Raw genomic sequence first — 14,914 nt, 5'->3', positions numbered from 1 at the left:
TGCTTATTTAAGATCAATTTTCTAGCACTGGGACAATTATGGAGTTTCTTTTGCCTTTTTTCTAGATTATGCAAGAAACTTAAAAAATGAAAGTTTTTATTCAATAATTTGTGTATAAGGGATATTATTTTACTGCTAGTGAAATAAACCAGAATGAAGTCTATTTTATTGACAAGGCCTTTATTAGATTCGTTGAGCACAAGAAGCACGCTAAAAAAATATGGATACAAAGTTTTTATAGAGCCAGTATTCACAATAAAGTACTTAAATCCTGATATATCTACGTATGAATTTGACGTTGTGATATCTACAAGTAAAAACAGTGTAAAGGCTTTCAGTCAAATATGCAAAGAGGATGGCTTTCCAATTATTACGGTTGGTAATTCAACTATGCAGGCTGCAAAAAATTTGGGATTTTCCGATATAATCTCAGCAGACAGCAACGTTGATGGTCTGATATCATTCATAAAATCTCATTATTCAAATGCAATAAAGTTCTTATATATAAGGGGACAAGAAGTATCATGTGACCTAAAAAAGAAATTATCTGAAGAAGGTTTTAACGTAAGAGAAATTGTACTCTATAAAACAATTACTAAAAGGAGTCTAACTAATAGGTGTAAAAATTTACTATTGGACGGTAAAATTGATAGCGTTGCTTTTTTTTCCTCACAAACAGCAAGAATATTTTGCTCATTAGCTCTAAAAAGTAAGCTATCCCATGTTATGAGTAATACAATTGCATATACCATGAGTAAGAACATTGCTGATAGTTTAAAATTAATCAAATGGAAAAAAATCATAACATCAAGACTACCTACCAAAGAGAATTTAATCGATACAATTAATAAGGATTATTGATGTTAAAGATTGCAACTTGGAATGTAAACTCCATACGTAAAAGAATTAACCAACTTTGTAGTTTTATAGTTGATAGTCAGATAGATATAGTTTTGCTGCAAGAGATAAAATGTACGGAAGAGCAATTTCCTTATGCAGAAATAGAAGAGTTAGGATATGAATATGCTATCTATGGACAGGTTGCAAGAAATGGCGTTTGTGTTTTATCTAAATATCCGATACTAGAGAAATTTAAAATTGAAATTGTAGAAGGTTATCAAGAAGCGCGCTATATAGAGTGCATAATAGAGCACGGTGACCAAAAGATAAGAGTGGTGAGTGTATATGTCCCAAATGGCCAAAGCCCTGATTCTCATGTATTTGAGTATAAACTTAAGTTTTTTGATAACCTATATGAAAGGATGAACAGTTTATTAAAAAATGAAGAGTTAACCATTATAGCTGGCGATTATAATGTTGCACTGGATGAAATTGATGTTTTTGATTCAAATTTATTAAATGGCCAAGTGTGCTTTCATATAAAAGAGCGTGAGAAATTAAGAGCAATCTTGAATCTTGGCTTTAAAGATGCATTTAGAATATCTCACCCAAACTTGCAACAATTCACTTGGTGGAATTATCAAGGCGATTCACTCAGAAACAATCAAGGAATGCGAATAGATTATATGCTACTATCGCCACAAGCTGTAGATAAATTGGAAACATGTTACATAGACGATAGGTTGCGTAAACTAGAAAACCCATCTGACCATACTCCTGTTGTATGTGCTATAAAACAATAAAAACCTCTACATATTTGGCAAATCTGTTTGCTGTCCTGTACTTTTAGCTGGCTGATCTAAAGTAGGTTGTTTAAGGGTAGCAGGTGTTTCTTTTCGTGGACTGCAAATTCGCTCAGAGGCAAAATACTGTTTATTCTCTCCGTTTCCCTGGGAAATTTGTTCAGAAACTTCTTTAACTTTAGTTTTTAAAATACCATCAATGCCATTGCAAATTTTTTCATTCAATTTTGCTCTCTTTTCTGTATCATCTTTATCTTGTGAACTAGGATCATATAAAGTACCTTTTTTGTTATTTGAAAAAAGAACCTCAACTCCTCCCTTTACAGCAAATATTGTACCAATAACAGCAGCAACTATCGCAAGTTTAGTAGGGCCAAAAATTAATATTGAAGCAATCGAAAAAAGAACAGGAAGAAAAACCTCACGTAAGAACTTTGTTACCATCTCTTCATCACTAAGTAGTGGTGGTTCATCCTCTTCTTTTTTACCCCCTCCTAAGAATGGTATTTTTTCTTTTAGCCCACTCATCAAAGAGTCAGAAATGTTTTTCGGGTCTATTTTTATTCCAAGTGGTAACCCAACAAGTTTTATTAGTGAATCTTTAGCTTCTGTACCACGTATATCATCTAAGCATGCCTCTACTACTTGCTTTACTTTACTATCTTCCTCTCCAGCTAATTTTTTCTCTCTAATTTCTTTAAGCACAGAAAGTAAAAACTGACAAAAATTCTCTTCACTGAGTGGTCTTATTTTTTCCGGATTGACATTATTAAGTAGTATGTCCTTATAAACTGATATGAAAGCATTAGTTATTCCTTGATTCTCTTTGGCCTTATCTTGTAGCACTTCCACAAAGTCATCATAAATTACCCTATGCTCCTCCTTGAGGACTATCTCATTTTTCTCCACCACCTGAACAGGTAGCTTCGAAGGTTCCTGATTCTTTGATTGTGAAATTGGTATTCCTGTCATAACTGATTTATACGTACTAACCTATGCTTTAATTATAGCATATTTTTCGCATCAGTTCAAATTTCTTAGAACCTGTCTGAAAGGAAAAAAAGAAAAGAATAAAGCAAAAAAAAATAGAAGAGTAACAAATGATATAAGTGATAAGGGAATGTAAAAAGTTGCTTTCATATATTTTAAATCTGATTATAATGACAGTTAGAGATATTTTTAGAGCTCAAAAACTTATCTTTGTCTGCAGACTTTTTCTACTAAACAATCAAATTAATTAAAAAATGTAGTGTATCTTCTTCAGTGTATACACGTATACTTAATCTCTGTCGTATGTGTGCTGCATTTTATTTTTCACACAAGGGGATTTTATGTCCAGAATTCCAGATATTTGACCTTTACTTTAGCTAAAAATCAATAGGCGCCTATTGTTTAACGCTAATTAAAATAAAAATTTTTCTAATATATAGGAAAATCACAAAATCACTGTTTACTGAAAGCGGGATGTTATTGCCAAGAAAGCTGCTGATATCACAGAACCTTAGATTATTCCCAAACGTTGTTTGCTTGACGTATGAGCGTGCTCTCCTTACTTCAAGAATTCTTTAATATTACTACTATTATACTTACGAAATTAACTACTCAAAGCATCCGTTCAGGGGTGTGGCAAAATAAGGTAAAAGTGAATCTACAACAACAAGGTGTCATTCCAGTGCTTGACACTGGAATCCAGCCTTTTGTAGTCTCATTGAAAGCGTTGCTTTTAATATCTATGATTAGGTTGCTTGTGAGCAATTTGGATCCCAGTGTCAAGCACTGGGATGACATTATTTTTGCTTCAATATTTACACATTAGCCATGCATCTGAACAGATACTACTTAGGTCCTTTCAAGATATGTTCTTATACCAATTCCCGCTATACAAGCAACGAATAGACAATAATGGAAAAAAAGCCATACTGGAGTAAGTAAAATAGCGAGGTTTAGATGGCATTAAGATCAAAATTATTGGATGAAAAAGTGGTGGAATCAGCAAAAGAGATGCTGAAGAAAGTAAGAAATAATGCGTATGTTGCAAAAAAACTAAATGCTGTAATTGCAGCAAAAAAGCACAGTATAACAGCTGTAGCAAAAATATGTTGCATTTCGAGAAAGGCAATTACTACATGGATAAAGCACATAAAATTTGGAAGAGAAGAAAAATTATTTTCTCCACCTCAACGCCGTAGAAAAACTATATTGAACCAAAGTCAACTTGAACAAATTGAGGTGTGGATAGAGGAAAACCCCAATATTACTATTAGAGAAATGAGAATAAGAATCCAAGAAAGATTTGGTTTGAATATCAGCAAATCCACAATACATCGTAATATGCAAAGAATGAAATTCTCATATATCACACCAAGACCAGTTCATAGTGGACAGGATAAAAATAAGCAAGAGGAGTTTAAAAAAAAACCTCAATGAAACTATTGTCATGCATTCTGAAAAAGAGCTATTTTTCTTCGATGAATCACGGTTTGGTACACATTCAAAAGTTGGACATGGGTGGTTTAAAAAAGGCAGTAGGACACAGGTTAAGGTAAAATTAGGTAGGGAAAATTTTTATCTCTATAGTGCAGTTAATCCCAGAAATGGAGAGAATTTTAGCTTATTTGCACCAAACGTCAACACTGCTTGTATAAATATATTCCTTGAACAGATGTCGCAATATTTAGGAATACGAAAGGCTTTTCTCGTGATGGATTGCGCTAGTTGGCATAAGTCAAAAAGTTTAAAGATACCTAAAAATATCGAAATTATATACCTACCACCATACTCACCTGACCTCAATCCTGTTGAGAGGTTTTGGTTATATATAAAACAGAACATTTTGCGCAATAAAATCTACGATACAATTGTTCTGCTTGAGAGCGCTTTGTGTAAATTTATTACCTCTCTTTCCCCTTCCACGGTTAAACAACTCTGCAATGCTTCTTATTTGGTTCATTAATAATGAGAGTTGGTATTAGGTGTGCAACATAATTAAGAAAAGCCCCAGTTGTCGCTAATTTTTATTTCTACTTCAAGTGGTATAGAGATTTCTATCGCATTTTCCATTACGTCTTTCATAAGTTTTGCTGTTTCTTGTACCTTGTCGTCCTCTACTTCAACTAGTAGCTCATCGTGGACTTGGAGAATTATTTTACCTGTTTTCAATTGATCAAAAAGCTGAATCATTGCACGTTTTATTATATCAGCGGCGGTTCCTTGCAGTGGTGCATTTATTGCTGCCCTTTCTGCAAATTGTCTTAGATAAGGAATTTTGTTGTTGATGTCTCTTACAAAACATCTTCTACCAAACAAAGTTTCTACATAACCATGATTTCTCGCGATAGATACTGCTTTTTCCATATAGACCTTTATTTCTGGATAAGAAGAAAAATAGTAATTAATGTATTCAGCAGCCTCTTGAAAGGTAATTCCAAGTCGCTTTGCAAGGCCAAATGGACTAATGCCATATATAATTCCAAAATTAATAGTTTTTGCTTTGCGTCTTAATTGCTCATCTATTTCTTGCACCCCAAAAACTTGCCTTGCAGTGATGCCATGAATGTCCCTTCCATTTGCAAAAGCTTCTTTAAATGCCGCAACATCTGCCACATGTGCCAGGAGTCTTAATTCTATTTGCGAATAGTCGGCAGAAATTATCTTGCACCCTTTTGGCACAATAAACGCTTGCCTGATAAGATTACCTTCTTCGCTTCTGATAGGAATATTTTGTAAATTAGGATTGCTAGAGCTCAGCCTTCCAGTTGCAGTCACAGTTATTGAAAAGCTTGTATGTATTCTACCATCAAGTGGATCAATCTGCCTCACTAGTGCATCAGTATAGGTACCTTTTAATTTACTCAGATGTCGCCAACTTAAAATTTTACCTGCGATTTCTGTCCCCCCCTCTTCAAGTGCCCCTAGAACTTCAGAGTTTGTGCTATAAGACCCAGATTTTGACTTTTTCTTTTTACTTAGCTCCATTTTATTAAACAAAACATCACTTAATTGTTTTGGCGACGCAATGTTGAATTTTTCTCCTGCTAAATTATGTATATCGTTTTCAAGTACAGCAATTAGCTGCTCAAACTTATCAGACAATTCTTGTAGTTTTTGTACGTTCAGCAATATTCCATTTTTCTCCATATCAAATATTACTTTCATGAGAGGCTTATCAAAGCGCTCATAAATCGTAAAAAGTTTTTCCTGAAATAATCTTTGTGTCAATTTCTCATGAATCGCTATTAAAGTTTTTGCCGAGAAAGTTTCTATATTTTCACTTAAATTGTGTGCAACTATGTTTGGAATGCTGTGATCATGCTTACCTGTGTCAAGACTATATGACATGATCATCAAATCATCAATTGAGTCTAGCACTTTCTCTATTGCGGGAAATGTTTCTCTGATCTTTCTAATATCATGTATTATTTTAAGCACCCCATTTGAAAATAAAGTTGAATTTATTATAGTGAGTGCATCTTGTAGACAGTTTTGATCTATGTAGAAAATATTATCTTCACTGCAAGATAAGGAGATTTTGTTTAACGCGTTGTTTTCAAAGTGGCAATGAATTGCAATTTTGCCTTCATATCTGCAATGCTCCAAAAATTTTTCTAATTCTTCACTACTATATTCTGTTTTCTCTTTTGTGCTCGATCTACTATAAGAAAAAAGCTTTTCTACTTTTCCTATCAATGAATTAAATTCATATTTCTTCAAAAAGGATAACAATTTTTCCATATTTGGAGGATGGACTTCATATTTTGCAATATCATGCTGAAGATCTACTTTCTCATATAGCGATAAAAGTTCTCTTGAAATTAGTGCTTTTTCCTTATGCTCAGTAAGAATATTACGAACTCTTGTTTGCTCAATGTTATTGATGTTTTCTATAATGTTATCCAATGAATCAAATTCATCTAGTAATTTAGCTGCAGTCTTTGGCCCTATTCCTGGGACGCCTGGAATGTTGTCAGATGCATCACCAGTAAGAGAAAATAAATCAAGAAGCTTGTTTGAACTTACACCAAATTTTTCTATTACTTTTTTTTCATCTATGTATACATTTTTAATAGGATCAAATATTAGAATGTTGTAATTCAAAAGTTGAAATAAATCTTTATCTGAGGAAACTATTACCACCTTAAAGTCTTGATGGTTGGCGTATTTTGCAGCGAGTGTTGCAATTATGTCATCTGCTTCATAGCCTTCAATCTCTTCATAGCTGAAGTTAAAAGCTTCTACCGCTTCTCTCAGTATTGTAAATTGTGGAATTAGATCCTCAGGAGGCGTTACTCTGTTTGCTTTATACTCAAGATATAAATCGTGCCTAAAATTTTTTTTGCCAGAATCAAGTGCTATAGTTAAGTAGTCCGAATGGGAAATATACTTCAGAACCATATTAAGAAAACCGTACACAGCACCTACTGGAGTACCAGTTGTGGTAGTTAAATGATGTAAGACATAGTAAGCCCTGAAAAGAAAGCCGTAACCATCGATGATTGTAAAAGTCTTTTCTTTCATTGCAGATATTTGTGTGTGACTTTGATGGTTTACTATTTAGCTACAAAAATCAAGTTCTTGTTTCCTATAGCTAAAATAATCACTATTCTATAGTTACTATCGGAAAATATTACATAAGAGAGTTAATTATTCTGCCACAATTTTGTTCTATCACACTTGCCATATTTAATATTCCAGCTTCATCGTAATAATTTCCAATTACTTGCAAGCCAAGTGGCAAACCTTCATTTGAGAGCCCAACAGGAACAGAGATAGCAGGTAACCCTGCCAGACTTGCTGGCACGGTGAACACATCATTAATGCACATCATTAGTGGATCTGGCTTTTCGTTCAAGCCGAAAGCTTCTGTTGGAGCAGATGGCACAAGTATGTAATCTATTTTTTCAAACGCTTTTATAAAATCATTTCTGATTAATGCCCTAATGCACTGTGCTTTTTCATAATACTCATTGTAATGACCTGAAGAAAGCGCATAAGAACCAATTAAAATTCTCCTTTTCACTTCCTTACCAAAACCTTCTGCTCTTGTTAGCGAATACATTTCTTCAAGGGTATCAGCATCAACCCTAAATCCGTAACGTACACCATCATAGCGAGCAAGATTAGATGAAGTTTCAGCAGAACAAATTAGATAGTAAACCGGTATCGCATATTTAGTATGAGGCAGAGTAATGTCAACAACTTCAGCACCATTTTCTTTTAAATTGGAAGAAACTTTTTCCCAATGATGAACGATTTCTTCTGAAATCCCATCCATTCTATATTCTTTTGGTATACCAATGCGCTTACCCTTGATATCACCATTTATGAAATTGGAAAACTTAGGCACTGGCCTTTTGCTCGATGTTGAATCTTTTTCATCATAGCCACAAATTGTTTCCAGCATTAACGCTGAATCAGAAATGGAACGAGTAATTACTCCTGCTTGATCAAGAGAGCTCGCAAATGCAATCATACCAAAACGCGAACACCTTCCATAAGTTGGCTTTATTCCAACTACTCCACAATAAGCTGCTGGTTGACGTACGGACCCACCGGTATCGCTTCCTAGTGATCCAGCACATAAAAACCCAGCAACTGATGCTGCAGACCCACCAGATGACCCACCAGGAACAATTTTTTTTCCATCACTTTTCCTAATCCACACATTTTCAACAGGACCAAAATAGCTATTTGTGTTCGCAGAGCCCATAGCAAATTCATCCATATTAAGCTTACCGAGCATGACTGTTCCATTTTTTAAAAGTAAGTCAGATACCGTAGATTCATAAGTCGGAACGAAATTTTCCAGCATTTTTGAGCATGCCGTTGTTTTTATTCCTTTTGTACAGAATAAATCTTTAACACCAACTGGTATGCCCATAAGTGGTGAGATATTATCTTTTTGTTTCAAGAAATATTCATCTGCTATTTTAGCAGCTTTTATTGCGATTTCTGGGGTTTTTGTTATAAATGCATTTAGTTGCTCATTTTTAACTGCATTAATATGCGTTTCTACAAGCTCAACAGCAGAAAAATCTCTTCGCCTCAGTCCATCATGCATCTCTGTAATACTTAGCCTTCTCAATTCATTCATTAATATTCAATTTTAGCAAGGTATTAACTATAACAATAATAGGGCAGAAAATCTATATATTTATGATCGAAAACAGGAATACAACCGAGATCAATTCAGATTTCTGAAATGGACTGGTTAGTAGTACGTTTCAAATAGCCGGGTTGGCACACAATGCTGAGCCATAAGAGCCTTCATATCTAGCATTTCTAAAATCAAATATCAACATCATGCACGTTAAGTGCATTGTTATTTATAAAGTCACGACGTGGTTCAACTATATCACCCATTAGCACCGAGAATATGCTATCTGCTTCCTCACAATCTTTTATTTCAACTTTTAGCAGAGTTCTAGTTTCTGGATTGAGTGTAGTTTCCCAAAGCTGATCAGCATTCATTTCACCAAGGCCTTTAAATCTCTGCAGAGTTAAACCTTTTTTACCATAATCCATCACTATTTTTGCGAGTGCACTTGGAGACTTTATTTTTATTTCAGTTTCTTGCGACTGTAAAAATGAATCACCATTAAATAAGTCAATTATGTTATCAAGAGAACTCAATATATTTCGTATTTCTTTGCTTTCAAGTATGCTAAGCGAGAATACATACTTGTCTGCTAATCCTTGAAATAATTTAGCAATGTGGATTTCTTCATCTTTTACTTCTACTTCCCAATTATATTCACTATACATCAATTTTAAATATTTTAATATCTCATCAGCAGACAATAGAGCATTCTTTTTGCTTAAAATTAGCAATGATTCTAAGAGATCTTTTGGTATTTCCCTATCATAATTTTTGCTAATGTTTGAAATACTGAGGCACTTATTCAAAACGAAACGCAAGTCTTTGCCTATGCCATTTAATGTTAATCTTTTAATCGCTGAATTTACTATATACTCTTCAAAAGTTCCGTCATCTTTGATATAAGTATCTTTGGCATTTTTTGTGACTTTATAGAGCGGTGGCTGTGCTATGTATAAATATCCTTTTTCAATTACTTCACGCATATGTCTAAAAAAGAAAGTTAGAATCAAAGTTCTTATATGCGAGCCATCAACATCTGCGTCTGTCATAATGATAATTTTATGATACCTAGTTTTTTCAATATTGAAGTGCTCACTCCCTATTCCAGCTCCGATTGCCGTGATCAGAGAGCCGATTTCTGCAGATGAAAAAATACGATCCAATCCTGCACGTTCTACGTTTAGAATTTTCCCTCTTAAGGCAAGTACTGCCTGTGTTTTACGATTACGTCCCTGCTTTGCAGTACCACCTGCGGAGTTACCTTCTACTATAAACAGCTCCGATAACTCAGGAATTTTTTCCTGACAATCAGCAAGCTTTCCAGGTAGAGTTGCGATATCAATATTGTTTTTATTTTTAACTAACTCTCGTGCTTTTCTTGCTGCTTCTCTTCCTTTTGCCGATCTAATCGCTCTTTCTACTATACTTGCTGCTAATTTGGGATCAGTTTCAAGTATTGTACTCAACTTGTCAAAAACTATGCTCTCCACGACTGTCCGCGCTTCAGAACTGACCAATTTATCTTTTGTCTGTGAAGAAAATTTAGGATCAGGCATCTTGAGAGATAAAACACAAGTTAAGCCTTCTCTAACATCTTCTCCGGTCAAATTCACTTTTGCTTTCTTCAAAAACCCTTCATTAGTTGCATAGTTATTGATACATCTGGTTAGTGCAGATCTAAACCCTGCTAAATGCGCACCACCATCCCGTTGTCTTATATTATTTGTAAAGCATAGCATATTCTCATAGTAAGAATCATTCCACTCCATCGATATTTCTACACTAGTGCCTAGACTTTTCACATCATCTCTAATGCTGGCAATTTTAGTAACGTTTGTCTTGTTCTTGTCTAAGTACCGTACAAAATTCGCTGTACCAAAATTATCTTTAGACTCCTTATTATCGTTAAAATGAGACTTTACATGGGGCTCATTACGGAGATCACGCAAAATGATCTCAATATTTGAGTTTAAAAATGCCAATTCTCTTATACGACTCTCAAGAGTGGAGTAACTAAAATCAATACTACTAAAAGTCCCCGTTGATGGCATAAACGTTACTCTAGTTCCTCTTTTACTTGTATTTTCATTAACTACCTTTAAAGATTTAACAGATTCACCATCTTCAAAACGTATGAAGTATTCCTTTTTATTGCGCCAGATGGTTAATTCCAGCCAGCTTGATAACGCATTCACAACTGAGATTCCAACACCATGTAATCCCCCGGAAACCTTATAGGTATTGCTGTCAAATTTACCTCCTGCATGTAATTGAGTCATTATTACTTCTGCTGCTGATATTCCTTCCTCTGGATGAATGTCAGTTGGAATGCCACGACCGTTGTCGGTTACAGACACCGAACCGTCTTCATTTATGCTAACCTCTATCTTACTGCAATATCCAGCTAAAGACTCATCTATCGCATTATCAATAACCTCATATACCATATGGTGCAAACCGGATCCATCGTCAGTGTCACCAATGTACATACCTGGCCGCCTTCTTACAGCATCAAGACCTCTTAGGATTTTTATTGCATCAGCGTTGTAGTTACTTTCCATGGAATTACTTTATTTATAAATATTAATTAATATTACATTTGTATGTGTTGATTAGCAACATTTTTAAGTTGAAAGAAGGACCCTTGCCCTTGACATATAGATAAAGTATAACACATTACCTATGCGAAACAATTTTATATACTATTTCAATACATAGGCTTAAATTGAAACAATCGCATAAAATTCTACTTCGTACTTCAAGATAAATTGCTATAATCAAATATAATTTATCTTCTCCTTTCAATTGGACTTTCTAGCTCAACACAGGATAAGTTGCTCATACACTCTTCTAATATTTCATTCTTTTTATCATTGTTTAATCTATTGCTGAACTCTTGACACCTTCTCTCGAGAGCTGAATGCGTAGTCATAATATACCTTACTGTTTCAGATGATAACTCTGGTAACTCATTACGGATCCTTTCTTGTTCTGTTCCAGAGAAATTACTGAAATTGGCTCTAGCCATTTCAGGGAATTTTTGTGTGATCGTTTCTTTTATCATTGCTCTAGCCTCTTCTCCATCAAGTGTAATAACCACTGATGGATGTAAGCCAGATAAAGACTCAAATAATTTATTGTATGTTCCACCTGCACAACTTTGACCTTGATTACCGTAAGTTGTTGCAGCGTCTACAAGACCTTTTACAAACATATCTTTTCTGTTTTTTATGTCTTCATCATTCAAAGGAGTTCTTTGATTTTCTGTCCCTGTATTTCTATCATTGCAGGCTTTCCAACATAAAACAGCTGCCTGCTTTAGTGTTAACTTACTATGATTGTCTTTAAAAATATCTCCTGTTGTTCTATTGATAAATCTTAAGCATTCAAGTGCATGAGATTTATCGCTTTCTGTAAATTCATTTGACTGTTTGATGTACTCTTCAATGCCGGTTGTGTTGCCTCTATTTAGCTGTACATAGAATTCATCTTTGCTTAAATTCTCTTTATACTTTTCTATGAGTCTATCAACACTCAATTTTATACTAGCAACTGCACTTGGGTCATGAGTAGTTTGCACAACAAAGGGAAGAATATTGACTAAATCAGCAGCAAAAAGGCCCCTTTCTTCCTCTGGAATTTGTTGTATTAAATCGTTAAACTGCTGTATTTCTTCAGTAAGCGTTTTGTTTAGCAACCACAAGAACAACATGGGCAGCACTAAAAATATACAAGAAATAATAATACATATAATTAAAACAGCCGTTAATATTCCTCTAATAATATTTTTTGGCCATGCTGATAACTTCCTTTCATTTTCCTCCGGTTTTAAAAAATAATTTACTAATGATAAATACAAAGAGAGCTGTAAAAGAAGAAAAAATGAAGGAATCATACTTACTAATAAAACTATATTAATGAATCTTTTAATCTTATTAATGTTGTTGTAAGCATTTTGCACTCTTTCTATTAAAGCCTGTACTCTATTTCTATTTTGCTGTTGATTATTATTTTGACCTGCAAACATAACACACACCCTATTCTAACATTAATATGTCATGCTATAGAAAGAATGTAAATAAAGCAAGGAATTTAGAGCTGCTTTTATTTTTGTTTGATTGGGGATACCACTTCTATACTTTCCGCTACATCTAAGGTACTATTTGGTTTTTCTACAGTAATCTTGGGAGTTACTTTATTCTCGATATCTGCTCCATATGAGCTAATACCAATTCCCGCTATACAAGCAACGAATAGACGATAATGGAAAAAAAGCCATACTGGAGTAAGTAAAATAGCGAGGTTTAGATGGCATTAAGATCAAAATTATTGGATGAAAAAGTGGTGGAATCAGCAAAAGAGATGCTGAAGAAAGTAAGAAATAATGCGTATGTTGCAAAAAAACTAAATGCTGTAATTGCAGCAAAAAAGCACAGTATAACAGCTGTAGCAAAAATATGTTGCATTTCGAGAAAGGCAATTACTACATGGATAAAGCACATAAAATTTGGAAGAGAAGAAAAATTATTTTCTCCACCTCAACGCCGTAGAAAAACTATATTGAACCAAAGTCAACTTGAACAAATTGAGGTGTGGATAGAGGAAAACCCCAATATTACTATTAGAGAAATGAGAATAAGAATCCAAGAAAGATTTGGTTTGAATATCAGCAAATCCACAATACATCGTAATATGCAAAGAATGAAATTCTCATATATCACACCAAGACCAGTTCATAGTGGACAGGATAAAAATAAGCAAGAGGAGTTTAAAAAAAAACCTCAATGAAACTATTGTCATGCATTCTGAAAAAGAGCTATTTTTCTTCGATGAATCACGGTTTGGTACACATTCAAAAGTTGGACATGGGTGGTTTAAAAAAGGCAGTAGGACACAGGTTAAGGTAAAATTAGGTAGGGAAAATTTTTATCTCTATAGTGCAGTTAATCCCAGAAATGGAGAGAATTTTAGCTTATTTGCACCAAACGTCAACACTGCTTGTATAAATATATTCCTTGAACAGATGTCGCAATATTTAGGAATACGAAAGGCTTTTCTCGTGATGGATTGCGCTAGTTGGCATAAGTCAAAAAGTTTAAAGATACCTAAAAATATCGAAATTATATACCTACCACCATACTCACCTGACCTCAATCCTGTTGAGAGGTTTTGGTTATATATAAAACAGAACATTTTGCGCAATAAAATCTACGATACAATTGTTCTGCTTGAGAGCGCTTTGTGTAAATTTATTACCTCTCTTTCCCCTTCCACGGTTAAACAACTCTGCAATGCTTCTTATTTGGTTCATTAATAATGAGAGTTGGTATAAGAGCCTGTTCATAATCTTTTGAGGAGCAAGGCAGTAAAAGCTAGAACGACCATTTGTAGTCTAGTATTGAGTTTACGCTCGCAATTTTTCCATAACCGTCTACACTTTTCCAGCCAAGCAAAAGAACGCTCTACAACCCACCTTTTTGGCAATACAACAAAGGTATGTAATTCACTTCGTTTTATTACTTCAACGGTTGCACCAATAGTCGTTTTTATTTGAGTTGCAAAATTTTCTCCTGTATAACCTGCATCAACTAGTATATTTTGAACTTCGGAAAGATTTTTTCTTGCGTTACAAATCATCTCTACAGCAGCAGTACGATCTCCGATATTAGCTGTAGTAATATAAATTGCATGTGGCAAACCTTGCGTATCTACTGCAATATGACGCTTTATTCCTGAAATTTTCTTGCCGGCATCATAACCTTTTTCTTCAGCAATATCGGTGCTTTTTACACTTTGAGCATCAATGATGCAGAAGCTTGTTTTTGTATTCCGACCACTGTTGAAACGAACCTCTCCAACTAATTTTTTTTAAGACAATTTCTAGAACACTTTCTCTATCTTCATTCGGTTTTTTACTCCATCTCTTGAAGTAATCGTAACAATTGCGCCATTTTGGAAACTCTTTTGGTAGCATTCGCCACTGACAGCCACTTTTTAGCACATAAAGTACACCGCAAAATAACTCATATAAATCCAGTTTTCTTGGTTTTGTTTTTTTTCTACAGGATTCTAGATCTGGTAATATAATCTCAAATCTTTCCCGACTTATATCACTTGGGTATACACTCCTCATATATCCTAACTTATATACATTATCTCTTAGTTTATTCCTTTC

10 protein-coding genes are annotated in these 14,914 nt (G+C 34.3%); 4 read left to right on the top strand and 6 right to left on the bottom strand.

The window, feature by feature from the left end; all coding sequences use genetic code 11:
* Positions 1 to 153: 153 nt before the first annotated feature.
* Both ABWU62_RS01720 and ABWU62_RS01715 read left to right on the top strand, forming a co-directional pair.
* Complete coding sequence (locus ABWU62_RS01720; RefSeq protein ID WP_353287316.1) at positions 154 to 861, top strand: uroporphyrinogen-III synthase; 708 nt, start codon at positions 154 to 156, stop codon at positions 859 to 861.
* Complete coding sequence (locus ABWU62_RS01715; RefSeq protein ID WP_353287315.1) at positions 861 to 1,643, top strand: exodeoxyribonuclease III; 783 nt, start codon at positions 861 to 863, stop codon at positions 1,641 to 1,643. Before ABWU62_RS01720 ends, ABWU62_RS01715 begins: the two co-directional genes overlap by 1 nt.
* A gap of 6 nt (positions 1,644 to 1,649) precedes the next feature.
* On the opposite strand, the gene ABWU62_RS01710 is transcribed toward ABWU62_RS01715, so the two are convergent.
* Positions 1,650 to 2,606, bottom strand: coding sequence for a hypothetical protein (locus tag ABWU62_RS01710; RefSeq protein WP_353288136.1), 957 nt, complete (start codon positions 2,604 to 2,606; stop codon positions 1,650 to 1,652).
* 984 nt (positions 2,607 to 3,590) lie between these two features.
* Here ABWU62_RS01710 and ABWU62_RS01705 point away from each other — a divergent pair.
* A protein-coding gene (locus tag ABWU62_RS01705) for an IS630 family transposase (RefSeq protein WP_353287090.1) occupies positions 3,591 to 4,596 on the top strand; the annotation gives its coding sequence in 2 pieces (ribosomal slippage) (positions 3,591 to 4,052 and positions 4,054 to 4,596; 1,005 coding nt in all).
* A gap of 32 nt (positions 4,597 to 4,628) precedes the next feature.
* Here the strand turns inward: ABWU62_RS01705 and polA are convergent.
* From polA to ABWU62_RS01685, 4 genes are all read right to left on the bottom strand, one after another.
* The gene (gene polA / locus ABWU62_RS01700; RefSeq protein ID WP_353287314.1) at positions 4,629 to 7,157 is read right to left on the bottom strand and encodes a DNA polymerase I; all 2,529 of its coding nucleotides are present in this window, start codon (positions 7,155 to 7,157) and stop codon (positions 4,629 to 4,631) included.
* Positions 7,158 to 7,266: 109 nt separating this feature from the next.
* A complete protein-coding gene (gene gatA, locus ABWU62_RS01695) occupies positions 7,267 to 8,733 on the bottom strand; it encodes an Asp-tRNA(Asn)/Glu-tRNA(Gln) amidotransferase subunit GatA (RefSeq protein WP_353287313.1) in 1,467 nt (488 codons plus the stop codon).
* A gap of 194 nt (positions 8,734 to 8,927) precedes the next feature.
* Positions 8,928 to 11,300 carry a DNA topoisomerase (ATP-hydrolyzing) subunit B gene (gene gyrB / locus ABWU62_RS01690; protein ID WP_353287312.1) on the bottom strand — a complete coding sequence of 791 codons (2,373 nt, stop codon included), beginning with the start codon at positions 11,298 to 11,300 and terminating at the stop codon, positions 8,928 to 8,930.
* 227 nt (positions 11,301 to 11,527) lie between these two features.
* Complete coding sequence (locus ABWU62_RS01685; protein WP_353287311.1) at positions 11,528 to 12,766, bottom strand: hypothetical protein; 1,239 nt, start codon at positions 12,764 to 12,766, stop codon at positions 11,528 to 11,530.
* A gap of 281 nt (positions 12,767 to 13,047) precedes the next feature.
* Here ABWU62_RS01685 and ABWU62_RS01680 point away from each other — a divergent pair.
* Positions 13,048 to 14,053, top strand: a protein-coding gene (locus ABWU62_RS01680; RefSeq protein WP_353287090.1) for an IS630 family transposase whose coding sequence is annotated in 2 segments (ribosomal slippage) — positions 13,048 to 13,509 and positions 13,511 to 14,053 — 1,005 coding nt in all. Because the reading frame shifts where the segments join, the coding sequence is not laid out codon by codon here.
* Positions 14,054 to 14,079: 26 nt separating this feature from the next.
* Here ABWU62_RS01680 and ABWU62_RS01675 read toward each other — a convergent pair.
* Positions 14,080 to 14,872 (bottom strand): IS5 family transposase gene (locus ABWU62_RS01675; RefSeq protein WP_353287310.1). Its coding sequence is split into 2 segments (ribosomal slippage): positions 14,080 to 14,607 and positions 14,609 to 14,872, totalling 792 coding nucleotides; the frame shifts between segments, so codons are not numbered across the junction.
* Between the last annotated feature and the right edge of the window lie 42 nt (positions 14,873 to 14,914).

This window comes from Wolbachia endosymbiont (group B) of Gerris lacustris (assembly GCF_964028355.1).
In the GTDB taxonomy this organism is placed as follows: Bacteria; Pseudomonadota; Alphaproteobacteria; order Rickettsiales; family Anaplasmataceae; genus Wolbachia.
This window is presented reverse-complemented; position numbering and strand designations above follow the sequence as displayed.